The organism is Micromonospora sp. CA-111912 (assembly GCF_050948415.1).
Taxonomy (GTDB): Bacteria; Actinomycetota; Actinomycetes; order Mycobacteriales; family Micromonosporaceae; genus Micromonospora.
Genome location: NZ_CP192007.1, coordinates 3,991,151 through 4,017,714, shown reverse-complemented (window position 1 = coordinate 4,017,714; position 26,564 = coordinate 3,991,151). Strand labels below are relative to the sequence as shown.

Sequence of the window (26,564 nt, the reverse complement as noted above, 5' to 3'; positions counted from 1 at the left end):
AGATCCGGTGGTGAGGCGGGGCGTCGTCCACAGGCCGGATCGCGGCCTGGGGTGTGCGAGGGGGACCGTCGCGGCGTGAACGCCACGTTGGAGGCACTGCTGGCCCGGCACGGTGGCCTGCTCACCCGGGCCCTGGCGACCCAGGTGGTGCCCGACTGGGTGCTGCGCCAGGCCCGCGATGCCGGGCAGCTGCTCCGGGTGCTTCCCGGCGTGTACGTCGACGGACGGTTGGCGCAGGCCAGCCGGCTGGCACATCGGGGCGACTCCTCGCCGCTGGCCCGGCTCCCGCCCGAGCTGCGGCAGCGCGCCGCGCTGGCGTACGGGTACGGGAGGGCCGCGCTCGGCGGGCCCACGGCCCTGCACGCCTGGGGCGTACGCGGGCAACCCGACGGGGAGCCGGTGCACCTCGACGTGCCGGCCGGGTCGGGGCTGCGTTCCCGGCCGTACCTCGTGCTGCACCACCGGCGCGGGTTCCGCCCCGCACCGCCGCACGCGCTGAACCGCCGGGGTGTGCCCGTCGTCCGGCTGGAACGGGCGCTGGTCGATGCCTGGCCGCTGCTGCCGGCCGTGGACCGTCCCGCCCCGCTGATCCGCGCCGTCAACGACGGCCTGACCACCCCGGCCCGGGTCGGGTCGGTGCTCACCGGGACGCGCAGGCTCACCCGCCGTCCACCCGCGTCGGCCAGCAGGTCATGCACCGGCTGCGCACCGACGTCTTCGCCCACCTGCACCGCCAGTCGATCGCGTTCTTCACCCGCACCCGCACCGGCGAGGTGCAGTCCCGGATCACCAACGACATCGGCGGCATGCAGACGGTGGTCACCTCCACCGCCACCTCGATCGCGTCTAACCTCACCACGGTCGTCGCCACCGTCGTCGCCATGGCGGCGCTGTCCTGGCGACTGTCGCTGATCTCCCTGGTCGTGCTGCCCCCGTCGATCTGGCTCACCCGCCGGGTCGCCCGGATGCGTCGGGAGATCACCGCGCAGCGGCAGCGCGAACTGGCCGACCTCAACGTCACCATCGAGGAGGGTCTGTCGATCAGCGGCGTGCAGCTCAGCAAGACCCTCGGCGCGGGCGACGCGCTCATCGACCGGTTCGCCGGATCCTCGGCCCGCCTGGTCGACCTGGAGCTGCGCTCCGACCTCGCCGGCCGCTGGCGGATGGCCTCGATGAGCGTCATCTTCGCCGCCATCCCCGCGCTCATCTACCTCGGCGCGGGCCTCCCCGGGACCGCCGGCACGCTGAGCATCGGCACCCTGGTCGCCTTCACCGCCCTCCAGGGCGGGCTGTTCCGGCCGCTCATGGGCCTGCTCGACGTGGGCGTCTCGCTCACCGCCTCGATGGCGCTGTTCGCCCGGATCTTCGAGTACCTCGACCTCCCCGTCGAGGTCGACGACCCCGAGCGCCCGGTCGAGATCGACCCGCGCCGGGTGCGCGGCCACGTCCGCGTCGAGGGCGTCACCTTCACCTACCCGGGCAGCGACACCGCCGCCCTCGCCGGGGTCACCCTCGACGTGCCGGCCGGCACCGGCCTGGCCTTGGTCGGACACACCGGCTCCGGCAAGAGCACCCTCGCCGCCCTGGTCAGCCGGCTGCACGACCCCACCGCCGGGCGGATCACCATCGACGGCATCGACCTGCGCGACCTGCGGCTGACCGACCTGGCCGCCGTCGTGGGCGTGGTCAGCCAGGAGACGTACCTGCTGCACACCACCGTGCGGGAGAACCTGCGGTACGCCCGGCCGGACGCCACCGACGCCGAGATCACCGACGCGGCCCGCGCCGCCCAGATCCACGATCTCATCGTCGCCCTGCCCGACGGGTACGACACCATGGTCGGCTCGCGGGGGCACCGGTTCTCCGGCGGGGAGAAGCAGCGCCTCGCCATCGCCCGTACCCTGCTGCGGGATCCCCGGGTGCTGGTCCTCGACGAGGCCACCAGCGCGCTGGACACCGAGACCGAGCGCGCCGTGCAACGGGCGTTCGACGAGCTGTCCCGGGGACGTACCACGATCACGATCGCCCACCGGCTCTCCACCGTGCGCGACGCCGACCAGATCGCCGTGCTCGACCACGGCCGGATCGTCGAGTCCGGCACGCACGAGGGCCTGCTCGACCGCGCCGGCCGCTACGCCGCCCTCGCCGCCTGACCAAACTTGCCCTGCCCGTTGGGGAGCCTGGCGCTGCTGCCCACCTCGCCTGACTGGTACGTGCGTCCGGGAGTCCCGTTCCGCTCCTTGCGGATGAGCCGAGATCCTGGCCAGGGCTTCGGTCTCACCGGTCCTCGGCCATGTTCCCCTCTCCCGCGAATGCCCCAGGAGGTCGCCGCCACGCAGCCCCGTGCAGCGGGCAGTCGGGCGGCGGCCTGACGAATACCCCCCTCACCCGGTCGGGGACCTGCCCTTTGGCCCCTATGGAGCTGCCCCGTCCACGCTCCCACTCCCTCGGCAGCACAAACGGGGCAGCTCCATAGGGGCCAACGCAGGGCAGGCCGACCTGGCAGGGGCCGACCCGGCGAAGGCCGACCCGGCAGGGGCCGATGGTGTCGGCAGCGCGGGCATTCCCTGAGGCCTGCCAAGTCGGAGACCCTCACGACTCTGCCGGGCCCTGGGTACTCGGCGGCTGACGAATGCCTCGGCGGCGGGCCGGTGAGAGGGAATCAGGTTGAGATCGAGCAGTTCGTTGATGGGATCCAGAGGACTTCGCCCAGGTAGTCCTCGACATCGGCATCTACCTGGGCAGCCACCGAGCCGCCGTGCGGGTTGGTGTAATCGCGCCCGCAGGCACGGTGCCTCGTACCGTCCTGCGACTCTGTGGGGTCGGCGGCAAGGCGGGGCGCAGGCCGGCGAGCTGGACGTACAACTCGCGCTTGGCGGTGGCCAGGCCGCGACGGTCGAGCACGTAGCCGGTCAGCCAGATCCAGCCGTGGTACGTCGGCTGGTCGGGAACCGACACGACGCGGAAGGTGAGGGCCCGGTCTCCGGCGAACTGCACCGAGGCCCGGCCGTCGATCGTCAGCAGGTCGCCGGGGGAGGGTCGCATCGCTACCAGTGGCCCCGGTTGGGTGGCTGCTGCTCCGGCGGGCGGCACTCCTGGGCGTGCATGATCTGCCAGTCGCGCAGTGCCCGCTTGAGACGGTCGTTCTCCTGTACGAGCAGCCGCACCTCCTCGTGCAGCTCGGTCAGCTCGTCGGCCAGTCGGGCCTGGAACTCGCGTACCTGATCGGCGTCGACGCCGCGCCGACGCGGGTCGAACGCCCGGGTGCGCACCTCGTGCGGGGTCAACCGGGCCGGCCGGCCCGTCCCGTAGAGCTGGCCACCTCGATACACCTGGGCCACGACGATCCTTTCCGGGGCAGACGGAAACGTGCAGGGTCCGTGCGGTGGGTTGGAAGGGCGGGCCGTCCGCACCGGCCACGGACGGCCCGCCCGCTCCGCCGCCGCAGCCCGGTTCGGCGGTACGGCGGCGGAGCAATCCGGTGGGTCGGGGCGGGCAGGGGGCGCCCGCCCCGACCGGGGGAATGCCTCTGTTCCTTGTTGCCACGCAAGGGGAGAGGCAGGAGCAAACTTAGCTGTCCCAGTCGTCTTAGTCAAACTCTGAGTTGTTGCAGGGTGTCCTTGCGTGATCAAATTGGCGTGCCACGCAGGGGGAAGGTCATGCCGATCACCGCCGACTACATCCGCATCGCCGACGAGATCGTCGCCGACGTCCGGGCCGAGAAGCTCAGGCCGGGCGACAGGCTGCCCTCGATCGCGCAAATTGCGGCGACCCACCAGGTCAGCCCGTCTACCGTCAAGATGGTCTACGTGCGCTTGGAAGCGTTGCGAGTTATCCGACGGCATCAGGGCAAGGGCATCTTCGTTACCGACCCGAAGACCTGGATGCGGGAGCCGTAGGCGGACGAGGTCGATGCCGGCGTGACGGGTAGCCGACAGAACCGGCGTCGGGGCGTGAAAACTGTCCCCGCCGATCGGCAAGCTGGTGTCCCGTCGTCGGAGGTGCCGCATGCCGTACGTGAAGTCCCACATCCGCCGCGACGGTGCCCGGGTCCGGGCCCACTACCGCAAGCGGCGGCGCGCTCGCGGCGGCGGGGCGGCCCGCCGTGGCCGGTCCGGCGGAGGTGCCGGGAGCGCGGCGCTGCTTTTCGGGGGCGTGTCCGCGCTGGTGCTCGTGGTCCTGGCGGTCGACTTCGTGCGGCGGCACCCGTACTGGTCGGTCCTCCTGCTGGCGGTCGTCGGCCTTGCCGTCGCCGCGTTGCTCTTCGCCCGGGCGAGGCAGCGGGCCCGACAGCGGGTTGAGCAGGAGCGACAGCGGGTTGAGCAGGCCCGGCGGGACATGCTGATCGCGGTGACGGACGCGATGTCCGGGCCGGAGTTCGAGCGGTGGTTCGCCCGGCTGTTGGAGGCGTCGGGGTTCCGGCAGGTCACGGTCACGGGCGGGTCGGGGGACCGGGGCGCGGACGTCGTGGCGGTCGCGCCGGACGGGCGGCGGGTGGTGGTGCAGTGCAAGCGGCAGAGCGCGCACAACCGGGTGGGCAGCGCCGCCATCCAGCGCTTCGCGGGGACCTGCCGCGAGGTGCACGGGGGTCAGCTCTGCGTGATCGTGACCAACAGCTTCTTCACGGCGGGCGACGGCGTGCGGCTGGCCCGGCAGCTCGACATCGCGCTGGTGGACCGGGCGGCTCTGGAAACCTGGGCGTGGACGCGCACTCCGCCCCCGGGCCTGTTCGCGGCCCGCTGAGTCTCCCGATCGGCCGTCCGCTCGGGCGGCAGGCCGGGTGCTCGCCGGCCGATTCCACCATTGACGGGTATCTGACTCGGCGGTCAGATCAAGGACGCTCGTCGAAACCGATAACCTCGCCCTGAGTGCTGCTCCGATTCCGTCTCGTCAGCGCGGGCGGATCCTTCAGTGGGGGTTTCTGCATGGCGCCGAGCCGGCGGCGGGCGGTTCTGATCGGGGTCAACCAGGGTGGGAGCGACGTTCGGCTGCCCGCCCTGCGATATGCGGAACGCGATGTCGAGGCCGTCCGGGGGGTGCTGCTCGACGAGGAGATCGGCACCTTCGACGACGCCGACATCAAAATGTACGTCGGCGCGGAGGCGACCTGGCGTGAGATCAAGGCCGGGCTTCGCGAGATGGCATTGGACTCCGGCCCCTCCGACGTGCTGCTCGTGTACTTCGCCGGCCACGCGCTGGTGCCCGAGTGGAGCACCCAGCTCGACGCGTACCTCGTCACGGCCGACCTCAACCCGGACGCCCTTCGCCGGGAGCCGGACAACGGCCTGCGGATGGCCTTCCTGAAGCGGGACGTCTTCGAGACCTTCGCTGGCACCTCCTTCCTCGTCCTCGACTGCTGCCACGCCGGGATCTATCTGGACGCCGACCTGCGCCACGCCGAGGCGATGCAGACCTACCGCACCCGGGTCGACCGGCACAGCGCGCTGTTGGCCTGCCGTAACGGTGCGGCGGCGCGGGAGGACGAGGAGCACGGGCACGGGGTGCTGACATACCACCTGCTCAGCGCCCTTCGCGGCGGCGCCGCCGACGACAGGGGCCGGGTGTCGTTCGGTCAGATGGCCGCGTTCGTGGCCGAGCAGGGGCTCGAACCACCACCGGTCCAACTCGTGCACATGTGGGGCCCGACCACCGTGCTGGTCCAGCCGCCGACCTCGCGGCACGAGCGTCGGTTGCAGAGTTCGCCCGCCAACCCCAGCACCACCCGGCCCTGTAAGAGCCCGCTTGAGGACCAGTCCAGCTCGATCGTGCAGCTGCTCGGTCGGGTCTTCCGTTCCGAGGCCCACCCGATGCGGGCGTCCCAGCAGCGCGGGCACGCCGAGCGGGTGGAGATCGTCCGGCACGCGCTGGCCGCGGCCTCCGTGGCCGTGGTGGAGTTCTCCGGCCCGGCCATCCGGGTGGCCGACTCCACCGCCCGCTTCGACAAGGAGGAGCTGCGACCGCTGCTGGAACTGAGCTCCGCCGACGCGATCCGGTACCGCACGTCGATGCCCGGGCACATCGTCTCGAACGACGCCGGCCTGCGGCTGCTCTGCGTTCCGCTCTCCTACGAGGACGATCGCATCCTCACGTTGACTGTCGTCGACCCCGCCGTCGCGCTGCTCGACATGGGCGAGCCGCTCGCCGTCATGCTCCGGGCCCTGTGGGACTCGAATCTCCTCGGCGACCCGCTGCAGGCCGAGATGCAGGTGGTGACCGCCCTGCGCACCGCCTTCGGTCGGCTGCCACTGAACCTGTACGAGTACGCCTTCAGCCTCTACCAGAAGCTGGTCGACTCCATGATCATGGTGTTCCAGCCCGTCGTGGAGCTGGACCTGCGCCCGGCCGGAGTGAGCATCCACAGCTTCGAGGCCCTCGCGCGCCGCAGCGACAAGGAGCTCCGCGCGCCACTCGCCGCGCTACAGATGGCGTACGTCTGGGGTGACCGCTTCATCGTCGAGCGCGACTCGCTGCTGCTCGCCAAGTCGATCCACTCGTACGCCACCGCGGACGCGGACGCCCCGTGGCACGGCACCAAGCCACTGTCGGTGAACGTCGCGGTCCGCTCGCTGCTCAGCGACTCGTACCTCAGCCAGGTGAGCAGGGCGCTCGCCGAGGCCGCCATGCATCCGCGCACGCTCACGCTGGAGATCTCCGAGCAGGACGCGATCCAGCCCGGCCCGGGGGAGCGGTGGCCGCAGGAGCCGCTGCTCTACTTCCACCGGCGCCTCACCGAGCTGGCCCGGGAGCTTCGGATCAGCTTCGCCGTCGACGACTTCGGCGTCGGGTACGCCTCGCTGGCCCGGATGGCGGAGCTGCCGCTGACCCAGATCAAGGTCGACCGGGCGGTGCTGCACCACCCGATGGCGCTGGAGGAACTCGCGTTGGTGGCGCGGGTGTCCCGGCACGCGAGCGACCTCGGGCAGGCCCCCACGCCCCGGGCCGTCATCGTGGAGGGGTTCGACGACGCGGCGCCGGTGACCCTCAAGCAGATCTACGACCTGGGAATCCACCACGTGCAGGGATTCTTCAGCGGCGCCGTCGCGTCGACGTCGCTGCAACCACTGGATCAGGCCGCCCGCGAGCGGATCGCGGGCCTGGTGAGAGGCGAGGAATGACCACAGTCAAGCTGCTGCTGCCGGCCGAGGTCTTCGAGGAACTGGACCTGCCGTACGAGGGCGTTCGTGACCTGTCGGCGATCACCCTCGCCGTCGAGGGAACGGGCCTGCTGGCGAACCTCGCCGCACTCGCCGCGTTGCAGCCCCAGCTGGGCGACCTGGTGGCCGCGATCCGCAACTGGCGGCTGCGGGACCCTCGCCCGTCGGTGACCCTGACGGTCACCGGCCCCGGGATCGACCTGAAGGTGGACCTGCCGCGCAACGTCAGCCGGGCTCGGCTGTTGGAACAGCTCCGCCCGCTCCTCGACGACCAGGACTGACACTGCTTCGCGGCCGGCGTGCCGGCCGAGGAATCCGGAGCCGGGTGCCGGTGCCTCAGCCGTTGGCCAGGGTGCGGTCGAGGAGGGGGAGCAGGCGGTCCCAGTGGCGCTGCAGCGCGGAGGGATTGAAGGCGTCGGTGTCGGACATGGTGAAGCCGTGGACGGTGCCGGGGTAGATCTCGCAGGTGTGGCGGACACCTGCGACATCCAGGGCCTGGTTGAGCTCGCTGATGGCCTTGGAACCCATGTCGTTCTCGGCGAGGCCGAGGTGGACCTGGGCGGTGAGCTCGGGGGCGAGGCGGTGCGGGCTGTCGGGCGCGTCGGTGACCAGGGGGCCGGGGTGGAATCCGGCGACGGCAGCCACCTGGCCGGGGTGGGCCGCCGCGGTGCGCATCGCCAGGACGGCACCCATGCAGTAGCCCATCACGGCGACCGGTCCGACGCTGACCTCGGGCTGGGTGGTGAGGAACTTGAGGTAGGCGTCGGCGTCGCGCAGGGCGCGCTCGGTGGTGTGCGCCTCGACCAGGGGCATCAGCTGGGCGAAGACGGCCGGTCGGAGCTCTTTTCCGATGTGCTCGGGAAGCTCGATCACCGGTGCCGGGCCGTGCCGGTAGTAGACGTTGGGAACGAGTACGTAGTACCCGTGCTCGGCCAGTTGGCGGGCCATCTCCCTCAGCACGGGCCGCACGCCGATGGCGTCCATGTAGACCAGCACCCCCGGGTGCCGCCCGCCACGGTCGGGGAGGGCGGCGAAAGCGTCGGCCTGGCCGTCGGCGGTGGGAATCTGCAGGGTCCTGGTGGGCATGGCACCATCCTTTCTCGGACTGATGCCGGTACGCAGCCCCTACCAGGGTTGCCGCCGATCGACACCACCACCGCCCACGGGGGCCTGTCTCAGCCGGCGCTCGCCGGCACGTCGAGGATCGCGCTGAAGCGTTCCTCGGCCAGGTCGAGCTGGCTGAAGATGTGTGCCTTCACCGCCGGTAGGAGCGGGGTGTCCGGCCGGGCGATCAGCTCCCGGAGGACCGGCACCAGCGGACGGTACTTCGTCGCCGAGGAGAACACCTTCGGGCCGACGGTGTGGATCACGCCGACCCCGTTGTCGGTGAAGTCGGAGATCTTGATGACCCGGGCCCACGGCTCCCGGTCCAGGCTGGCCGCCACGTGCTCCCGGTACTGCGCGTGCCGGTCGCGCCCCGGGTCGTACGCCGGGTTGGTGACTGCGGCGACCAGGCGCGCGACCCGAGGGCCGAACCGCGCGGCGAGCACCGCCAGCGCCGCCGGGGTGGGGTCGCCGGCCGCCACCTCCGGCCCCGCCGTGGGCCTGTCCGCCGCAGGCCCCGCCGGGTGGTCCCCCGTTCGGCCCGCCGGCCCCGCCGGGTGGCCCCCCGCCCGGCCCGCCGGCTCGACCGGGTGGTCCCCCGTCAGCCCCGCCAGCTCAGCCGGGTGGTCCTCCACCGCGTCGTGCAGCAGGCCGGCGACGATCACGTCCACGTCGCGCACCTGGTAGTGGTGCATCAGCCGGATCGCCACCCGCAGCAGGTGGTTCAGGTACGGCTCGCGCACCCGCCGGTCGTCGCGGTGCAGCTCGGCGGCCAGGTCGAGGGCGGCGGTGAGCCGGGCCCGCGCGTCGGAGTCGAACGCGCGGATCTCCAGCCGGAACCGCTCCAGCAGGCCGGGCTCCCCGTGGATCTCGGTGATCGCGTGCATCGGCATGGTGGCCAGGTACGGCGGGAAGTCCATGGACCACTTATAGCTGATCTTCACCGTCCGCGGGTCCCCTCGTCGGGCTTGTGTCGTGCGCGACCGCCCGGAGCCGCGCCGACCCCTCTGCTCCCCGGCCGGCCGGCGGTGTCCACCCCGATCCGGGCGGTGCTCGCCGGCAGTGGGCGGTAACGGCGGCGCGCGCCGGTGGCGGCCGGAAACGGCGATCGGCGTCACCGGCCGTCGCCGTCCGGGAAGAATGGCCGGGTGGACCGGGTGCTCGCGGTGCTGGTGGCGTCGCCGCCCGCGCTGGTGCTCGCCCTGGTCTTCCTGCTCCCCGCGCTGGAGGCGTCCACCTTCCTCGGGCTGTTCGTGCCGGGGGAGGTCGCGGTGCTGGTCGGCGGAGTGCTCGCGCACTCGGGTCGGCTGCCGCTGTGGGCGGTGGCCGCCGCGGCGGTGGCCGGGGCGGCGCTGGGCGACCAGACCGGCTACCTCATCGGCCGCCGGTACGGCCGCCGGCTGCTGTCCCGCGTGCCCCGCAGGCTGGCCCGCTCGGGGGAGCTTCGGCGGGCGCTGGATCTGGTCCGCCGCCGGGGCGCGGTGGCGGTGGTGCTCGGCCGCTGGGTGGCGGCGCTGCGCGCCCTCGTGCCGGGGATCGCCGGGATCAGCGGGGTGCCACGGGGCACGTTCACCCTGGCGAACATCTGCGGCGGGGTGCTCTGGGCGGTGACCGTGGCGGTGCTCGGCTACCTGGCTGGAGCCTCGTACCGGCTGCTGGAGCATCGCCTCGGACTGGGCGGGGAGGCGCTGCTGGCCCTGCTGGTGGTGCTGGTGGTGGCCCGTCTCTGGCGGCACCGCCGGGCGGCCCGTCGGGCCGCCGGATGAGGCCGTGGGACTGGTGGTGGGGTGTGCGGGGGAGTGAGTGGGTCGCCGCGCTGAGCGCCGACGCGGCGACCCACCTCCCGGACGTGCCGCGCGGGACGACGCGGCGTGCCCGGGGTCTCTACAGCGGCAGCCGGTTCGCCCCGGCCAGCGCGCCGACCACGAGCGGGACCAGCGGCGCGGGCAGCACCTGGCCGCTGCGCAGGGCCGGCGTCCAGCCGGCGTCGGCGCCCAGTCGGGATCGTGGGTCGCGTTGTACGCGGCCACCAGGTCGACCGGCCGGGCCCGGCCGCCGTCGGCGCGGACCCAGTTGCCGCGGGTGGTGACGGCGGTGCCGCCCCAGTCGTACAGCAGGTTTTCGGCGGCGAGGCCCGCACCGAGGGTGAACCAGTTGTTCTCCACGTACGGCGCGGACTGCACCCCGACCCCGACGGCGTACTGGAAGTCCTCGCCGGCCAGCCGGTACCAGTTGTTGTAGACGTCGACCTGGCCGAACCGGACCCGGGGCAGGCGCTGGAGCACCCGGTCGAACAGGTTGTGGCGCAGGGTCACCTTGAGCCGGCCGACGTCCAGCCCGACCGTGTTCGACGAGCCGATCAGCATCAGCTTGTCCCGTCCGACGAACCGGTTGTACGAGGCGGTGACCAGGCTGGCGGTGTGGGTGACGTCCAGCGACCCGTCGTGCACCTGGTACGGCCGGCCGAAGTGCACCGGCTGGGCGCTGTCCGGGTTGTCGCCGTCGGTGAAGCTGTTGTGGTCGACCCAGACGTGCTCGCTGCGCCGCACCGAGATCTGGTCGTACTGGGAGTTCCAGTTGCCGGTGGCGCCGTCCGTCGGCGACCACGCCGGGAAGCAGTCCCGGGCGTCGTCGAAGGTCAGGTTCCGCACGATGACGTTGCTGGCGCTGTCGATCATCAGGGTCAGCCCGGTCAGCGTCGCCCCGCGCAGCCCGACGATGGTGGTGTTCGGGCCGACGTTGATCTGGGTCTGCCGCGTCTGGCTCGCCACCGAGCGCACCCGGGCGGCCTCCAGCGCCCCGGTCGGCGGCGTCATGCCCCACACCGCCGGGTCGTACGCGGCCAGGTAGGCCGCCAGCGAGTACCCCGGGTCGGCCAGGTCGGCGCAGTCGAGCAGGCTGCGGTCGTCGGCCTCGAACCCGTCCACGACGCCGTCGACGACGATCACCTTGGGGGTGGCGTTGGCCCGGTTGGTGGCGTTGTCGCCGCCCAGGGCGCGGACCAACTCGGCCCGGCTGCGGACCAGGTGGACCTGGTCGGCGGCGGCCGTCGAGCCGCCGGTGGTGCCGACGCCGTCGGCCGCCCAGCCGTCGCCGGCCGGCAGCGCCTGGCGGGCGAGCCGCTCGACGGGGTCGGGCACCGGGGCGGTGGCGCCGGGGGCGGCCGACGCCGCCGCGCCCGGTACGACTAGCAGGGACAGGGCGACCAGGGCCGCCCCGAGAACGCGTGGACGCATCAGGGACTCTCCGATGTGGTTGGTCGGTGCGGCGGATTCCGTGGCGAGTACTTCTCCTCTGTGAGCTCGGTGCGCGTCGGCGGCACCGCCCACGGCACCGCCAGCTCCGACAGCAGCGCGCCGGACCCGGCCGCCCGCCGCAGCGCCCCGTTGACACCGCGGACGCTCAGCACCCGGTCCGGCCCGCTCCCGGCTGCGGTCACCAGGTCGCCGCCGAGCAGGGCCGGCTCGGGCGCGGCCCGGACCGCCTCCAGCACGGCGGTGAACGGTGCGGTGCGGGCCAGCGGGGCGATCAGCGGCGTCCCGTCGGCGCGGCGGTCCAGCAGGTTCTCCAGCAGGCCACGCCGCCCCGGCACCTCCCGGGGCGCGTCGTCGCCGGGCAGCAGCAGCCGGTCCGTCGGGTACTCCAGCACGGCCCGGCCGGCGGTGCCGGTCACGATCACCTCACCGGCGACGAAGTCCTCGCCGGCCAGGGTCACCGCGGCGACGATCGGTGGCCCGGAGCGCGGGACGACCCGCAGGGCCGCCGTGTCGTCCACCTCGATCGGGCGGACCCGGTAGTGCTCCAGCTCGATCACCGCCGGCCGCACCGGCCCGCCGGCAACCGCCTCGGCCACCGCCAGGCACTGCATCACCGCGTGCGCGAACGGGTTGGCCAGCGCCCCGTCGAGCACCGGCCGGCCGTTCAGCGTCCGCCGGCCGGCCCAGGGGGCCCGGGCGTAGTAGCCGTCCGGGCGCTGCCAGGCCGCGACCGTGGCGATGCCGGTGACCGTGCCGAGCCGCCCGCCGGTCACCGCCGCCGTCAGCTCGGCGAGCGCGGCCGAGCCGAGGGCCTGGAAGCCGACCTGGCAGGACCGGCCGGTGTCGGCCAGCGCGGCGGTCAGCGTCCGGTGCTCGGCCGTGGACAGCACCGGCGGCTTCTCCAGCAGCAGGTCCGCCCCGGCGGCCAGCACGTCCAGCGCGATCGGCAGGTGGGTGTGCGGCGGGGTGCAGACCACCACCACGTCCGGCTTCGCCTCGGCGAGCATCGCGGCGTGGTCGGTGAAGACCCCCGCGCCGGCCGGCACCGGCGCGTGCGGCTCCTCCTCGATCGGGCGTACGTCGACGAGGGCGACCAGCCGGACCCGGCCGGCGGCGTGCAGCGGCGCGATCGCCCGGCGGTGCCAGCGGCCGTGCCCGTTCGCCCCGATGACCGCCACCCGGGGCGGGCCCCCGGCGCCGGACCGGCCCGGACCACCCGGGGCGGACCCCGGGCGGGCGTCGCTCACGCCGCACCGGCCAGGGTCGCGGCCACCCCGTGCCGGTGCAGGGCGGCCAGCCAGTCGGTGACGTCGGCGCGTACCTCGTCGTCGTCGGCCAGCTGGGCGGGGAAGACCTCGCGCAGCGCGAACAGGGCGTCGACCACCCCGGCCGGGGTGCCGTCGGCGGTGGCCAGCGCGCCCCGGATCCGGTCGGCGAGCGGGTCGACCAGCGGGAGCGTGCCGCCGTCGTCGGCGTGACCGCAGGCGAACCGCGCCCACGCGGCCACCACCAGCGCGGACCAGCGCGCCGGACGGCCGGCCGCGCGCAGGTCGGCGATGGTGTGCAGGATCCGCTGGGGCAGCTTCTGCGAGCCGTCCAGGGCGACCTGGAGGGTGCGGTGCCGGATCGCCGGGTTGGCGAAGCGGCCCAGCACCTCGTCGCCGTACTCGACCACCGACACCCCGGCCGGCGGGGCGAAGCTGACCGCCACCTCCTCGGCGACGAGGCGGCGCAGCACCCGGGTCAGGCCGGGGATCCCCAGCGCGTCGGCGACGGTCTCCCGACCGGCGAGGGCGCCCAGGTAGGCGGTGGCCGAGTGCAGGCCGTTGAGGCCGCGCAGCTTGAGCCGCTCCCACGGCCCGGCGTCGTCGGTGAGCACGGCTCCGGCCCGGTCCCACGCGGGCCGGCCGCCGGGGAAGGCGTCCTCGATCACCCACTGGGTGTACGGCTCGGCGTCCACCGCCGCCAGGTCGGCGAAGCCCAGCGCGCGCCGGGCCACGGCGAACGTGTCCGCCGTGCTGGCCGGCACGATCCGGTCCACCATGGTCCCGGGGAAGGTGACGTTCGCGGCCACCCAGCCGAGCACCCGCTCCGATGCGCCGGAGCGGGCCAGCGCCTGCTCGACCAGGCCGCGCAGCCGGACCCCGTTCGACGGCAGGTTGTCGCAGCTGACCAGCGCGATCGGCCCCGCGTCGGCCGCCGCCCGGGCGGCCAGCCCGCGTACCAGCAGGCCGGGCACCGTGCCGGGCGGCCCGTCGCCGGCCAGGTCGGCGGCGAGCGCCGGGTCCGGGCGCAGCCGGCCGGTGACCGGGTCGAGCTGGTACGCCTTCTCCGTCACGGTCAGCGTGACCACCCGGATCGCCGGGTCGGCGAGCAGCGCCACGATCCCGGCCGGGTCGCTCGCGGCGTGCCGGACCCCGGCCAGCGACCCGATCACCTGGGTGCCGCCGCCGGTGGCGGCCCTGGTGGTCACGCTGAACAGGTTGTCCTGCGCGGCGAGCGTCTCGACCAGCTCGGTGCTGCGCGGGGCGACCCCGACGATGCCCCAGTCGCCGCCTGCCGCGCCGATCGCGGCCTCCGTGTAGACGGCCTGGTGGGCGCGGTGGAACGCGCCCAGGCCGAGGTGCACGATGCCGGCGGGGACGGTGCCGGGGCGCAGCAGCGGGCGGCTCGCCTCGGGCAGCCGGCGCAGCGCGGCCAGCCCGAGCCGGGACGCCCCGACGGTCACCGCCATACCGGGCCGTCCGGGAAGCGGAACTCCGCGATCGACTCGGGGCGCATCGTCGAGCTGTAGCCGGGTGCGGTGGGCAGCAGGTACCGGCCGCCCCGGGTGCGCACCGGGTCGACGAAGTGCTCGTGCAGGTGGTCGACGTACTCGACCATCCGGCCGTCGAGGCTGGCGCCGACCCGCAGGAAGTCGAAGATCGCCAGGTGCTGCACGTACTCGCACAGGCCGACGCCGCCGGAGTGCGGGCAGATCGGCACCCCGAACTTCGCCGCCATGACGATCTCGGAGAGCACCTCGTTGACCCCGCCGACCCGGCAGGCGTCGATCTGCATCACGCCGATCGCCTCGGCCTGGAGCAGCTGCTTGAAGATCACCCGGTTGGCGGCCACCTCGCCGGTGGCCACCCGGCACCGCCCGCCGGTCAGTTCGGTCACCGCGCGGGCGATCCGGGCGTGGCCGAGGATGTCGTCGGCGTGCGTCGGCTCCTCGATCCAGTACGGGTCCACCTCGGCCAGCGCCGTCATGTTGACGATCGCCTCGTCGACGTCCCACACCTGGTTGGCGTCCATCATCAGCAGCGCGTCGGAGCCGATCTCCGCGCGGATGATCCGGGCGCGGCGCAGGTCGTCGGCGGGCGGGCCGCCGACCTTCATCTTCATCGCCCGCCAGCCCTGCGCGTACGCCTCGCGGGTCAGCGCCCGGACCTTGTCGTCGGGGTAGCCCAGCCAACCCACGGAGGTGGTGTACGACGGGAACCCGTCGCGCTCCAGCAGGGCGAGCCGGTCGGCCATCCCGTCGCGGCCCCGGTCCAGGATGGTGGCCGCCTCGCCGGGGGTGAGCGCGTCGGTGATGTGGTGGAAGTCGATGCTGGCCACCAGGTCCTCGGTGGGCAGCTCGGCCAGGAACCGCCACATCGGCTTGCCGGCGAGCTTGGCCCGCAGGTCCCACACGGCGTTGACCAGCGCGCCGGTCGCCATGTGGATGACGCCCTTCTCCGGCCCCAGCCAGCGCAGCTGCGCGTCGGCGCTGAGCGAGCGCCAGAACACCACCGGCTCGGCGACGATCTCCTCGACCGTCCTGCCCCGGACGTGGTGGGCCAGGGCGCGCACGGCCGCGCAGGTGATCTCGTTGCCCCGGCCGTTGGTGAAGGTGAACCCGGCGCCCACCGGCCCGGCGTCGGTGCCCAGCTCGACGTACGTCGCCGAGTAGTCGCCCCGGTTGATCGCGTCCGAGCCGTCGCCGGCCGCCGCGGTCGGGAAGCGCACGTCGTGCACGTCCACGGAAGTGATGGTGACGCTCACCGGTGCTCCCCGATCTTGAAGACCTTCTTGGGCAGGCGGTACGCGAGGTCGACGATGGTCTCGGCGGCCTCGTCCTCGGTCAGCCGTTGCTCGGCGACCAGCCGGGCGAGGAAGCCGGCGTCGACCCGGCGGGCCACGTCGTGACGTACCGGGATGGAGCAGAACGCCCGGGTGTCGTCGACGAACCCGGCCGTGTTGTAGAACCCGGCGGTCTCGGTGACCGCCTCCCGGAACCGGCGCAGCACCTCGGGGGAGTCGAGGAACCACCAGGGCGCGCCGAGGTACAGGGCCGCGTAGCCACCCGCGAGGGGAGCCAGTTCCCGGGTGAAGGTGTACTCGTCGAGGGTGTAGACCACCACCCGCAGCCGGGGGTCGTTGCCGTACGCGTCCAGCAGCGGGGTGAGCGCGTGCAGGTACTCGGTGGCCTGCGGGATGTCCCCGCCGACGTCGCGGCCGTGCCGGGCGTACAGCCGGCGGTTGTGGTTGCGCACCGAGCCGGGGTGCAGTTGCATCACCAGCCCGTCGTCGAGCGACATCCGGGCGAACTCCAGCAGCATGTGCGCCCGGAACGCCTCCGCGTCGGCGGCGTCGGCCACCCCGCGCCGGCCCCGCTCGTACAGCGCCGCCGCCTCCGACCCGCTCAGGTTCAGGGTGCGGGCGGTCGGGTGGCCGTGGTCGGAGCAGGTGGCGCCGGCCGCGATGAACGCCTCCCGGCGTCGCCGCAGGGCGGCCAGGAACCCGGCGTACGTGCCGGTGTCCTCGCCGGAGACCTCGCCGAGCCGCTCGACGTTGGCGGCCCAGTCGTCGAACTCCATGTCGACGACGTTGTCCGGCCGGAACGTGGTGACCACCCTGCCGCCGGGGCCGCCCCAGCCGTCGGCGGCGAGCTTGGCGTGCTGGGCCAGGTCGTCCAGGGGCGACTCGGTGGTGGCGAGCACCTCGATGCGGAACCGGTCGAACAGCGCCCGGGGCCGGAACTCCGGCTCGGCGAGCCGGGCCGCGACCTCGTCGTACACGGCGTCGGCGGTGGCCGGGGAGAGCGGGGTGTCCACCCCGAAGACCTCGGTGAGGGTCTGCTCCAGCCACAGCCGCGACGGGGTGCCCCGGAACAGGTGCCAGCCGTCGACGAAGCGCCGCCAGATGGTCCTCCCGTCGGTCTCCACGGGGCTGCCGTCGACCGTCGGGACGCCCAGGTCCGCCGGGGGAACGCCCTGGCTGAGCAGCATCCGGGTCAGGTAGTGGTCGGGCACGATGATCAGCCGGGACGGGTCCGGGAACGGCCGGTCCTCGGCCAGCAGCGCCGGGTCGACGTGCCCGTGCGGCGAGATGATCGGCTGCTCGGCCGCCAACGCGTAGAGCTGCCGGGACAGCGCCCGCAGGCCCGGGTCGGCGGGGAGGAGCAGGTCGGGTCTGGAGGTGGTCGGCACGTCGGATGGCTCCTCGGGTGCGGTCGGTCGAACGGGGCGGACCGGCGGGGCCGGCCGGGGCCGGTGGGGTGGCCGCGGCGGCGCGCTCCGGGCGCGGTCGGTCAGGGCAGGGTGAGCAGGTCGGCGACCCGGACGGCCTGCCCGGTCTCGAAGGACCGGTTGGCGGCCAGGCCGGTGAGCAGGGCAAGGGCCCCGTCGCGGGCGCCGGCGGCCCGGTGCAGCGGGTCCGTCGCGCCGCCGAAGAGGACCTTCGTCATCCGGGCGTCCGCGCCGCCGTGGCCCTGCCGGGTGTACCCCTCGACCTCGATCTGCCGGGGCGGCGACCAGAACGGGCGCAGGGTGAGGGTGGCCGAGCCGCCCTCGGCGGCGGCCTCGTCGCCGTGCAGCGCCGCGCCCTTGAGCGCCCCGGCGGCCCCGGGGCTGACGAAGTCGCTCTCCACGACCTCCAACTCGACGCGGCCCCGGCTGCCGTTGACCATCACCCGGTAGCCCTCCCAGGGGGCGTAGGCGGTGAGGTGGTACGTCATGGTCACGCCAGAGGAGTAGCGGGCCAGCACCGCCATGTCGTCCTCGATGGTGACGCCGGGGGCGAACACGTTCTGGTCGCGGTGGTAGCCGTCCTCGGCCTCGGCGTCGAGGTAGAGCTCGCGCAGCCGGGGATGCTCGGCCATCCGCAGGGCGAACGGGTCGCCGGTGGTGTCCGGGGCGCCGTGTGCCCGGTCGTAGTCCCGGGCGTAGCCGTGCCGGCGGCCGGCGTCGCCGTAGAAGAACAGCCGGCCGGCGGCGTAGACCTCGACCGGGGTGGCGTCGAGCCACCAGTTGACCAGGTCGAAGTGGTGGCTCGCCTTGTGCACCATCAGCCCGCCGGAGTTGGCCTTGTCCCGGTGCCAACGCCGGAAGTAGTCGGCGCCGTGCCGCACGTCGAGCAGCCACTCGAAGTGCACCGACCCGATCTCGCCCACCGCCCCGTCGGCCAGCAGCCGGCGCAACTGCTCGTGCAGCGGGTTGTAGCGGTAGTTGAAGGCGACGGTGACCTGCCGGCCGGTCTCGGCGACCGCGTCCAGGATCCGCCGGCAGCGCGGCGCGTCGACGGTCATCGGCTTCTCCGACACCACGTCGCAGCCGGCGCGCAGGGCGGCCACGATGTACTCGTCGTGGGTGGCGTCGACCGTGGTGACCAGCACGGTGTCGACGCGCTCCTTGGCCAGCATCGCGGCGAACTCGTCGGCCCGGTACGTCGGCACCCCCCGGTGGCCCAGCTCGGCCAGCCAGCGGTTGTGCGCGTCCATCCGGGACTGGTTGACGTCGGCGAACGCGACCAGCTCGGCGGTGTCGGGGTGGTCCCGGACCAGCGCCCGGACGAACATCTCGGCCCGGGCGCCGGTGCCGACCACCGCGTGACGGGTCCGTTCACCGGATCTCGAAGACATCGCGTCGCCTCCCGGGTGAGACTGCAAAGGTTTGCAGTGAAGAAACCACGATCGATCGCGATGAGTCAACGACGTAGCCAAAATCAGTTCGTTTTGCCCGTCTTCGTGGGCTTATCGGAGCGTGGGGGGTGACCCCTCGAAACCTGGTCGTAACCTTCGAGCGTTGACAGTGGAGCAACCGTTTGCATTAATTGTCGGCACCCACGTGACCGCAACCACACTGGACGAAGGGGCCGCCGTGCCAGTCACCATCAGGGACGTCGCGAGGGCCTCGGGCGTGCACATCTCCACGGTCTCCCGCACGTTCTCCGCACCGCACCTGGTCAACCCGGAGACCCGGGGCCGGGTGCTGGCCTGCGCGGAGGACCTGGGCTACCGGCCCAACCGCGCCGCGCGGGCCTTGATCACCGGCCGCACCCACAACATCGGCCTGATCATCGCCGACATCGCCAACCCGTTCTTCCCGCCGCTGATCAAGGCGGCGGAGGGGCAGGCCCGGCACCGCGATTACCACATCTTCGTCGCCGACACCAACGAGGACCCGGTGGTCGAGGAGGAACTGGTCCACGCGCTGGCCAAGCAGGTCGACGGGGTGTTGCTGTGCAGCCCCCGGATGAGCAACAGCCTCATCGAACAGCTCAGCCGCGAGGTCCCGCTGGTGGTGATAAACCGGCAGGTGACCGGCCTGCCCTGCGTGATGATGGACGTCGGGCAGGGGGCCCGCTCCGCGATCGAGCACCTGGTCGGCCTCGGCCACACCGAGATCGCCCTGCTCGGTGGGCCGCGCGGCTCGTGGACCAACCGGGAGATCCGCCGCTCGGCCGCCGCAGCGGCGCGGACCGGCGGCGCGGAACTGACCGTTCTCGGGCCCAACCCGCCCACCGTGCACGGCGGCGGCGCGCTGGCCGAACAGGTCCAGCGCGCCGGCGTCACCGCCGTGCTCGCCTACAACGACCTGATGGCGATCGGGCTGATCGAGGGGCTCGACGCCCTCGGGGTCCGGGTGCCGCAGGACGTCAGCGTCGTCGGTATCGACGACATCGCCCTGAGCCGGCTCACCCGGCCCAAGTTGACGACGGTGGCCACGCCTACCGCGGCCGCCGGCCGGACGGCCGTCGACATGCTGCTGCAACAGGACACCGACGCGCCGCGGGGACCGCGGGGCGCCGGTCGGGGCACGGCAGCCGACGCCCGTCGCACCACCGCACAGGTAATGCTCCAGACCGAGCTGGTCATCCGCGACTCCACCGGAGAAGTTCCGTCGTCCGGTGGCCCCGGTGCCGAACGTGTCGGCCCGGGCCCGCATCGCCTTGCGGACCCGGGCCGCCCGACTGCGGCCACCGGTGGCGCCGTCGCCTCCTAATGCCAAGGAGTGAGCGCACATGCACCCCGCCACGCCCCCCACCGCCGGCGCACCCGCCGGGCGTTCCCACCGTACCCCCCGCCGTCGGCTGCTGCGCGGGCTCGTCGCCCTCGTGGTCGCCGCGCCGCTGGTCCTGGGCGCCGCCGCCTGCGGCGACGACGAGGCCAGCGATGACCCCAACGCCCCCGTCAAGCTCTCCATCTTCTGGTGGGGCGGCGAGGCCCGGGGGAAGCTGACCGCGGACGCCCTCGCCCTCTACACCAGGAAGCACCCGAACGTCACGTTCGAGACGACCTGGCAGGCCAACCAGGGCTACTTCGACAAGCTGGCCACCCTCACCGCCGGCGGCAACCCGCCGGACATCTTCCAGATCGACGACAACTACCTCGCCGAGTACGCGTCCCGCAACACCACGCTCGACCTGACCAGCTACTCCGACTCAGGCAAGCTCGACGTGTCGAAGTTCCCCAAGAGCCTGTGGCAGTACGGCGTGGTCGACGGCAAGCTCGCCGGGCTGGCCGCCGGGGAGAACACCCAGGGGCTGGTCTACAACAAGACGCTGCTGACCAGGAACGGCCTCCCGGAGCCGACCACCGGCATGACCTGGGAGGAGCACATCGCCTGGGCCGAGCAGGCTGCGAAGAAGACCAAGGTCCCCGGCACCCAGGACCCGAGCGCCGATTACAAGGCGTTCTGGGTCTGGCTGCGCCAGCAGGGCAAGGACCTGTACGAGGGCAAGGAACTCGGCTTCACCGCCGAGGACGTCACCAAGTGGTTCGAGCTGTGGAAGGGCGCCCGGGACCGGGGCGCGACCCCGACGCCGGACGTGATCCACGAGGGCAACGCCACCGACATCACCAAGCAGCTCGTGGTAACCGGCAAGGCCGGCACGTCCTGGGTGTGGGTCAACCAGATGCCGGAGCTGAAGAAGAACACCAAGGACGAGTTGGGTGTCGTCGCGTACCCGGGTGACCCGAGCGCCCAGTGGGCCCGCGCCTCGATGTACTGGTCCGTGTTCAAGGGCAGCAAGCACAGGGACATCGCGGTCGATGTGCTGAACTTCCTGGCCAACGACCAGGAGGCGGTCAAGCTCCTCGGCACCGACCGGGGCCTGCCGTCGAACCAGGACCTGCGCCGGCTCGTCAGCGAGGGCACCACCGACCCGGCGATGAAGCAGTCCATCGCGGTGGAGGCCGAGCTGGCCCAGAAGTTCGGCGAGTCGCCGCAGGTGCCGATCAAGGGCCACAGCAAGGTCCGCGCAGAACTGATCAAGGCGGCGGAGAACGCCCAGTACGGCCGGGCCACCCCGGCCGAGGCGGCGGCCCAGTTCCTCGCCGCCTGCACGTCCGCCATCGGCTGAGCCGCCGCACACGTTCGGAAAGGAGCCGGCTCGTGGCACTGACCACGGCGCCCGACCCGACCCGACGCGGCACCGGATCCGCCCGCGCCCACGCCTCCCGGGGCGCGGCCGGGCGGATCCGGCACAGCGAAGGTCTGGCGGGGTACGTCTTCCTCTCGCCCTGGCTCATCGGACTGATGGCCATCACGGCGATTCCCATGCTCCTGTCGCTCTACCTGAGCTTCACCGACTACGACATCCTCACCCCCTGGTCGGAGGTCGAGTGGGTGGGGTTCGCCAACTACGAGCGGATGTTCACCAACGACCCCTCGTACTGGCACGCGGTCCGCGTGACGCTGACCTTCGCCCTGGTGGCGGTGCCGCTGAAGCTGGCCGCCGCGCTGGGGGTGGCGCTGCTGCTCAACCGGGCATGGCGCGGGGTCGGGCTGTTCCGCAGCCTGTTCTACCTGCCGTCGCTGCTCGGCGGCAGCGTCGCCCTGGCCATCGTCTGGGTGAACATGTTCAACCGCGACGGCGCGTTCAACTCGGTGCTGGCCCTGTTCGGCATCGAGGGCAAGCCCTGGGTCAACGACCCGGACTGGGCACTGGAGACCCTGATGGTGCTCGCCATCTGGCAGTTCGGCGCCCCGATGGTGATCTTCCTGGCCGGGCTCAAGCAGGTGCCGACGGAGCTGTACGAGGCGGCCTCGGTCGACGGGGCCGGCAAGTGGCGGCAGTTCCGCGCCGTCACCCTGCCGATGCTCTCCCCGGTCATCTTCTTCAACCTGGTGCTGGAGACCATCAACGGCTTCCAGGGCTTCACTGCGGCCTTCGTGCTCAGCAACGGCACCGGCGGCCCGGTCGACTCCACCCTCATGTACACGCTGAACCTCTACATCAAGGGCTTCACCGAGCTGGAGATGGGCTACGCCTCGGCGATGGCCTGGGTCTTCCTGCTCGCCATCGGCCTCATCACGGCCGTCTTCTTCAGCACCGGACGGTTCTGGGTGCACTACTCCGACGGGGAGGACCGGTGACGGCGACCGCAAGCCCGGTGGCGACCCGGCCGCGCCGCCCGCGTTCCGGCGGTGGGCAGGCCGTGCGCCTGGTCGTCCTGATCGCGATCGTGGTGGTCGTGCTCTACCCGCTGTTCTGGATGATCGGCACCTCGGTCAAGGGCCAGGAGGAGATCGTCAGCAACACCGGCCTGCTGCCGAGGGAGTTCACCCCGGGCAACTACGCCGACGGGTGGGCCAACTTCGACCTCAACTTCGGCCGGTTCTTCCTCAACAGCGCCATGGTCAGCCTGCTGACCGTGGTCGGCAACGCGGTCTCCTGCCTGCTCGCCGCGTACGCCTTCGCCCGGCTGAGGTTCCGGCTGCGCGGGATGTGGTTCGCCGTCATGATCGGCACCCTGCTGCTGCCCGGGCACGTGCTGATCGTGCCGCAGTACATCCTGTTCCGCACGCTCGGGCTGGTCGGCGGCGAGTGGCCCTACCTGCCGCTGCTGATCCCGCAGTTCCTGGCGACCGAGGCGTTCTTCGTCTTCCTGATGGTGCAGTTCATGCGGGGCATCCCGCGCGAGCTGGACGAGGCGGCGAAGATCGACGGGGCCAGCGCGTTCGGCATCTTCCGGCACATCATCCTGCCGCTGAGCCGACCCGCGCTGGTCACCACCGCGATCTTCTCGTTCATCTGGACCTGGAACGACTTCTTCCGGCAGCTCGTCTTCCTGTCCAGCCTGGAGGACTACACCGTGCCGGTGGCGCTGACCCTGTTCATCGACTCGACCAGCCAGAGCGCGGTCGGCCCGATGTTCGCCATGTCGGTGCTGTCCCTGCTGCCGGTGTTCCTGTTCTTCCTCGCCTTCCAGCGGATGCTCGTCGAGGGCATCAACACCAGCGGAATCAAGGGGTGACGCCGTGACGCGGGAGAGAACGGCCCGCCGGGACTGGCGGGACGTGGTCGCCGACGCCGCCGACCTGGCGCTGGTCGGGTTCCTGCTGGTGGCGGGCGCGCTGCCGGTGCTGACCGCCGGCGCCGCGCTCGCCGCCGCCAGCGCCGCCGTGCACGACCGGGTGACCGACGGCGGCTGGCCGAGCCTGCGGACCACGCTGCGCCGGTACGTCCGGGCGCTGCCGGCCGGCGTGCCGGTGACCCTGGCCGGGCTGGCCGGCGCGGTCCTGCTCGGGGCCGACCTGGCCGCGCTGGCCACCGGCCGGGTCCCCGGCGGGGCGCCCGCCCTGCTGGTCACCGGCGTGGTCGCGGCGGCCCTGTCCGGGTACGCCGGGCTGGTCGTCGTCGAGGTCGGGCGGGCCGGCGGGCAGGGCTGGCGGGCCGCGGCCCGCACCGCCGCCCGCTCCTGCGTCGCCCGCCCGGCCGGCTGGGCGGCGGCCAGCGGGGTGTGCTGCCTGGCCGGCGTCCTTGCCGTGCTGGTCATCCCGGTCGCGCTGCCGATCCTCGCCGGGTACGCCCTGGCCGCGCTGCACGCGGTCGCCCGCCGCCGCCCGGCCGTAGCCGTGGAGCCGTCGTGACCGACCACGCCCCCCGCACCCGGGCCGACGGGGCCAGCCCCCAACCCGACCCCCGCACCGGGGCCGACGGGGCCGACCCCCGCACCCGGGCCGACCCCGCTGATGAGCCCGGCCGCCGGACCGACGACTCCGGCGACGATCCCCGACTGCTGGTCGGCGGCGTCGAGGTGGCCCGGTACGTCCTCGCCCCGGACCTCGACGCCAGGCACGGCCCCCGGCCCTACCTGCACCCGGTGCGCACCCTCGCCGGCACGGTCGTCACCGACGCGCTGCCGGAGGACCACGTGTGGCACCTCGGCGCGTCCCTGGCCGTGCAGGACGTCGCCGGCACCAACCTGTGGGGCGGGCGCACCTACGTACGCGACATCGGCTACACCTGGCGGGACGACCACGGTCGGATCGTCCACACCGGCTGGACCGAGCGGGCCGACGACCGGCTGGAACACCGCCTCCAGTGGCGCGACCCGGCCGGCGGGGTGCTGCTCACCGAGCACCGCCGGCTCGCCGCCGCGCCCGTGCCCGACGCCCCCGGGGCGTGGCGGCTGGACCTGCGGTACGCGCTGAGCGCCCCCGCCGACCGGGACGTCCCCCTCGGCAGCCCGGCCACCAACGGCCGCCCCGGCGGCGCCGGGTACGGCGGGTTCTTCTGGCGGGCCGTCGCCACCGAGCCGCCCCGCACCTTCACCGAGTGGGCCGACGGTGAGGAGTCCGTCAACGGCTCCGACGCGCCGTGGGTGGCGCTGGCCGGCACCGGGCCGGGGGGCGGCGCGTACACCCTGGTCTTCACCGGGCTCGGGCCGGGCGACCGGTGGTTCGTCCGGACGGCGATGTACCCGGGGGTCTGTGTGGCCTTCGCCTTCGAGTCCCCGGCCGTGGTCCCGGCCGGGACCAGCCGGCACGGCCGGCACACCGTCACCGTCGCGGACGGGATCCTCGACCGCGACGCGACCGCCGCCCTCGCCGCCGCCGCGGGCGCGGCGGCCCCGGTGGCCCTGGGCGAGCTGGTGGCCCCGGGCGAGCCTGCGGGACGGGGCGAGCCGGTGGACCCGGGCGAGTCGGCGGGGCGGGCATGACCGGCCCGGAGGCGGTCACCGTCGGCGAGACGATGGTGGTGCTGTCGCCGGTCGACGCGACGCCGCTGGAACGCGCCGACCGGGTCCGGCTCGGCGTCGGTGGGGCGGAGTCCAACGTGGCTGCAGGCCTGGCCGGCCTCGGCCACCGCGTCGCCTGGGTGAGCCGGGTCGGTGACGACCCGTTCGGCCGGATGGTGGCCCGCGAGGTCGCCGACGCGGGCGTCGACGTCGACCTGGTCGCCGTCGACCCGGACGCCCCGACCGGCGTCTACTTCAAGGATCCCCGGCCGCAGGCAACCGGCGTGCACTACTACCGGGCCGGCTCGGCCGCGTCCCGGCTTGGCCCGGAGGCGCTGGACGACCCCCGGCTGGCCGGCGCGCGGCTGCTGCACCTGTCCGGGGTGACCCCGGCGCTGTCGGAGTCCTGCCGGGCGCTGGTCACCCACGCGGTCGACGGCCGGCCGCTCGGCGACGCGCTGGTCAGCTTCGACGTCAACCACCGGCCCGGGCTCTGGCCGGCCGACCGGGCCGCCGACGTGCTGCGCGACCTCGCCGACCGGGCCGACGTGGTGCTCGTCGGCCTCGACGAGGCCGAGCTGCTGTGGGGGAGCGCCGATCCGCAGGCCGTGCGCCGCCTGCTGCCCCACCCGAAGGTGGTGGTGGTCAAGGACGGCTCCGTGGGCGCCACTGCGCTGCCGCGTACCGGGCCGGGGGTGTTCGTGCCGGCGCTGCGGGCGCCGGTGGTCGAGCCGGTCGGCGCCGGGGACGCGTTCGCCGCCGGCTACCTCTCCGCCCTGCTGCGCGGGCTCGGCCCGACCGCCGCGCTGCGCTGCGGCCACCTCGTCGCGGTCCGGGCCCTCGCGGTGCCCGGGGACTGCGCCCCGCCGCCGGATCGGCGGGACCTCGACGCCGCCGTCGCGCTGCCCCCCGACCGATGGGCGGCGCTCGACCTGTTCGCGGCGGGCCTCGTCGACGAAGCCCCTGTCGACGGCGGGAATGCGGCCGGGCGTCTCGGCGCCGGAGCCGGGACGGCCGGCTCGGTAGTCGTGGGGGCCGGCGCGGCCGGCTCCGGAACCCCGGGGGCCGGGGCGGCCGGCGCGGTAGTCGTGGGGGCCGGCGCGGCCGGCTCCGGAACAGCGGAGGCCGGCGTCGCCGGCTCGGCAATCGTGGGGGCCGGCGGGGCCGGCCCCGAGAACGGAAGGAGCGGCCGGTGACGGCGCACGACTTCGGCCCGATCTTCGACGGGGCGCGGGTCATGGTGATCCTGCGTGACCTGCCGCCGCAGGAGACGGTCCGGCTCGCGAACCGGGCCTGGGACCTCGGCATCGACGTGGTGGAGGTGCCGGTGCGCACCCCCGAGGCGATGGAGGCGCTGCGCGTCGCCGTGGAGGCCGGCCGGGACCGGGACCGGATTGTCGGCGCGGGCACCGTGTTCGACCCGGCGCAGGTGCGGCAGGCGGCCGGTGCGGGGGCCGCGTTCACCGTCGCGCCCGGGCTCGACCTCGCGGTGGCCGACGCCGCGCTCAACCACGGGATTCCCCACCTGCCGGGGGTGGCCACCCCGACCGAGGCCCAGCGGGCCCGCGACCACGGGCTGTTCTGGCTCAAGGCGTTCCCGGCGGTCAGCCTCGGGCCCCAGTGGTTCAAGGCGGTCGCCGGGCCCCTGCCCGAGCTGCGTTTCGTCGCCACCGGCGGGATCGACGCGGGCAACGCGGCCGGCTTCCTGGCCGCCGGGGTCAGGGTGGTGGCCGTCGGGTCCGCGCTGTCCGACCCCGCCCAGATCGACCGCCTCGCCGAGCTGGCCCGGGGCGGCCGGGAGGCCGCCGTCCGCCCCGGCTGACCCGGGCTCGGGCG

Annotated in this window: 22 protein-coding genes and 2 pseudogenes; 14 read left to right on the top strand and 10 right to left on the bottom strand. The window is 73.6% G+C overall.

The window, feature by feature from the left end; all coding sequences use genetic code 11:
- Nucleotides 1–668: 668 nt before the first annotated feature.
- A pseudogene (locus tag ACQPZO_RS16630) lies at nucleotides 669–2,153 on the top strand (ABC transporter ATP-binding protein); the annotation flags it as partial.
- A 580-nt stretch (nucleotides 2,154–2,733) separates the two neighbouring features.
- Here the strand turns inward: ACQPZO_RS16630 and ACQPZO_RS16625 are convergent.
- Nucleotides 2,734–3,045 carry a hypothetical protein gene (locus ACQPZO_RS16625; protein WP_433341995.1) on the bottom strand — a complete coding sequence of 104 codons (312 nt, stop codon included), beginning with the start codon at nucleotides 3,043–3,045 and terminating at the stop codon, nucleotides 2,734–2,736.
- A gap of 2 nt (nucleotides 3,046–3,047) precedes the next feature.
- Entirely contained in the window at nucleotides 3,048–3,341 is a 294-nt protein-coding gene (locus ACQPZO_RS16620; protein WP_433341994.1) for a DivIVA domain-containing protein, read from the bottom strand.
- Nucleotides 3,342–3,659: 318 nt separating this feature from the next.
- Between ACQPZO_RS16620 and ACQPZO_RS16615 the strand changes: the two genes are divergently transcribed.
- From ACQPZO_RS16615 to ACQPZO_RS16600, 4 genes are all read left to right on the top strand, one after another.
- Nucleotides 3,660–3,899 (top strand): winged helix-turn-helix domain-containing protein, encoded by a 240-nt coding sequence (locus tag ACQPZO_RS16615; RefSeq protein WP_350888974.1) that lies wholly within the window; start codon nucleotides 3,660–3,662, stop codon nucleotides 3,897–3,899.
- A gap of 109 nt (nucleotides 3,900–4,008) precedes the next feature.
- Nucleotides 4,009–4,743: a restriction endonuclease gene (locus tag ACQPZO_RS16610; RefSeq protein WP_433341992.1), complete on the top strand. Its 735-nt coding sequence runs from the start codon at nucleotides 4,009–4,011 to the stop codon at nucleotides 4,741–4,743.
- A gap of 182 nt (nucleotides 4,744–4,925) precedes the next feature.
- Complete coding sequence (locus ACQPZO_RS16605) at nucleotides 4,926–7,115, top strand: EAL domain-containing protein (RefSeq protein ID WP_433341991.1); 2,190 nt, start codon at nucleotides 4,926–4,928, stop codon at nucleotides 7,113–7,115.
- Nucleotides 7,112–7,435 (top strand): hypothetical protein, encoded by a 324-nt coding sequence (locus ACQPZO_RS16600; RefSeq protein WP_161684008.1) that lies wholly within the window; start codon nucleotides 7,112–7,114, stop codon nucleotides 7,433–7,435. The genes ACQPZO_RS16605 and ACQPZO_RS16600 overlap by 4 nt, the downstream gene beginning before the upstream one ends.
- Nucleotides 7,436–7,490: 55 nt before the next feature.
- Here the strand turns inward: ACQPZO_RS16600 and ACQPZO_RS16595 are convergent, their stop codons facing one another.
- Both ACQPZO_RS16595 and ACQPZO_RS16590 read right to left on the bottom strand, forming a co-directional pair.
- On the bottom strand, nucleotides 7,491–8,240 hold the full coding sequence (locus ACQPZO_RS16595; RefSeq protein ID WP_433341989.1) for a dienelactone hydrolase family protein: 750 nt from the start codon (nucleotides 8,238–8,240) through the stop codon (nucleotides 7,491–7,493).
- Nucleotides 8,241–8,329: 89 nt separating this feature from the next.
- Nucleotides 8,330–9,178 (bottom strand): HD domain-containing protein, encoded by an 849-nt coding sequence (locus ACQPZO_RS16590; protein ID WP_433351039.1) that lies wholly within the window; start codon nucleotides 9,176–9,178, stop codon nucleotides 8,330–8,332.
- A gap of 168 nt (nucleotides 9,179–9,346) precedes the next feature.
- Here ACQPZO_RS16590 and ACQPZO_RS16585 point away from each other — a divergent pair, with 168 nt between their 5' ends.
- Complete coding sequence (locus ACQPZO_RS16585) at nucleotides 9,347–10,024, top strand: DedA family protein (protein WP_433351037.1); 678 nt, start codon at nucleotides 9,347–9,349, stop codon at nucleotides 10,022–10,024.
- Between the two features lie 441 nt (nucleotides 10,025–10,465).
- Here ACQPZO_RS16585 and ACQPZO_RS16580 read toward each other — a convergent pair.
- The 6 genes and pseudogenes from ACQPZO_RS16580 to ACQPZO_RS16555 form a co-directional block, all read right to left on the bottom strand.
- Nucleotides 10,466–11,074: pseudogene (locus ACQPZO_RS16580) on the bottom strand (pectate lyase); the annotation flags it as partial.
- Nucleotides 11,075–11,493: 419 nt separating this feature from the next.
- Nucleotides 11,494–12,762: a Gfo/Idh/MocA family protein gene (locus ACQPZO_RS16575; RefSeq protein WP_433341988.1), complete on the bottom strand. Its 1,269-nt coding sequence runs from the start codon at nucleotides 12,760–12,762 to the stop codon at nucleotides 11,494–11,496.
- A complete protein-coding gene (locus ACQPZO_RS16570; protein ID WP_433341986.1) occupies nucleotides 12,759–14,249 on the bottom strand; it encodes a mannitol dehydrogenase family protein in 1,491 nt (496 codons plus the stop codon). Before ACQPZO_RS16570 ends, ACQPZO_RS16575 begins: the two co-directional genes overlap by 4 nt.
- A complete protein-coding gene (locus ACQPZO_RS16565; protein WP_433341984.1) occupies nucleotides 14,240–15,544 on the bottom strand; it encodes an enolase C-terminal domain-like protein in 1,305 nt (434 codons plus the stop codon). Before ACQPZO_RS16565 ends, ACQPZO_RS16570 begins: the two co-directional genes overlap by 10 nt.
- A complete protein-coding gene (gene uxaC / locus ACQPZO_RS16560; protein ID WP_433341983.1) occupies nucleotides 15,541–16,971 on the bottom strand; it encodes a glucuronate isomerase in 1,431 nt (476 codons plus the stop codon). The genes ACQPZO_RS16565 and uxaC overlap by 4 nt, the downstream gene beginning before the upstream one ends.
- Before the next feature lie 101 nt (nucleotides 16,972–17,072).
- On the bottom strand, nucleotides 17,073–18,401 hold the full coding sequence (locus ACQPZO_RS16555; RefSeq protein ID WP_433341981.1) for a Gfo/Idh/MocA family protein: 1,329 nt from the start codon (nucleotides 18,399–18,401) through the stop codon (nucleotides 17,073–17,075).
- 238 nt (nucleotides 18,402–18,639) lie between these two features.
- Between ACQPZO_RS16555 and ACQPZO_RS16550 the strand changes: the two genes are divergently transcribed.
- The 8 genes from ACQPZO_RS16550 to ACQPZO_RS16515 all read left to right on the top strand — a co-directional run bounded on the left by ACQPZO_RS16550 (nucleotide 18,640) and on the right by ACQPZO_RS16515 (nucleotide 26,550).
- Nucleotides 18,640–19,764 carry a LacI family DNA-binding transcriptional regulator gene (locus tag ACQPZO_RS16550; RefSeq protein ID WP_433341979.1) on the top strand — a complete coding sequence of 375 codons (1,125 nt, stop codon included), beginning with the start codon at nucleotides 18,640–18,642 and terminating at the stop codon, nucleotides 19,762–19,764.
- 19 nt (nucleotides 19,765–19,783) lie between these two features.
- A complete protein-coding gene (locus ACQPZO_RS16545) occupies nucleotides 19,784–21,124 on the top strand; it encodes an ABC transporter substrate-binding protein (RefSeq protein ID WP_433341977.1) in 1,341 nt (446 codons plus the stop codon).
- Nucleotides 21,125–21,156: 32 nt separating this feature from the next.
- Entirely contained in the window at nucleotides 21,157–22,140 is a 984-nt protein-coding gene (locus tag ACQPZO_RS16540) for a carbohydrate ABC transporter permease (RefSeq protein ID WP_433341975.1), read from the top strand.
- 119 nt (nucleotides 22,141–22,259) lie between these two features.
- Nucleotides 22,260–23,021 (top strand): carbohydrate ABC transporter permease, encoded by a 762-nt coding sequence (locus tag ACQPZO_RS16535; protein WP_433351035.1) that lies wholly within the window; start codon nucleotides 22,260–22,262, stop codon nucleotides 23,019–23,021.
- Nucleotides 23,022–23,025: 4 nt separating this feature from the next.
- Nucleotides 23,026–23,637, top strand: a complete 612-nt coding sequence (locus ACQPZO_RS16530) for a hypothetical protein (RefSeq protein ID WP_433341973.1) — start codon at nucleotides 23,026–23,028, stop codon at nucleotides 23,635–23,637.
- Complete coding sequence (locus ACQPZO_RS16525) at nucleotides 23,634–24,710, top strand: PmoA family protein (protein ID WP_433341972.1); 1,077 nt, start codon at nucleotides 23,634–23,636, stop codon at nucleotides 24,708–24,710. The genes ACQPZO_RS16530 and ACQPZO_RS16525 overlap by 4 nt, the downstream gene beginning before the upstream one ends.
- Entirely contained in the window at nucleotides 24,707–25,924 is a 1,218-nt protein-coding gene (locus ACQPZO_RS16520; RefSeq protein ID WP_433341970.1) for a sugar kinase, read from the top strand. The genes ACQPZO_RS16525 and ACQPZO_RS16520 overlap by 4 nt, the downstream gene beginning before the upstream one ends.
- A complete protein-coding gene (locus tag ACQPZO_RS16515) occupies nucleotides 25,921–26,550 on the top strand; it encodes a bifunctional 4-hydroxy-2-oxoglutarate aldolase/2-dehydro-3-deoxy-phosphogluconate aldolase (protein ID WP_433341968.1) in 630 nt (209 codons plus the stop codon). Before ACQPZO_RS16520 ends, ACQPZO_RS16515 begins: the two co-directional genes overlap by 4 nt.
- The last annotated feature ends 14 nt before the right edge of the window (nucleotides 26,551–26,564 follow it).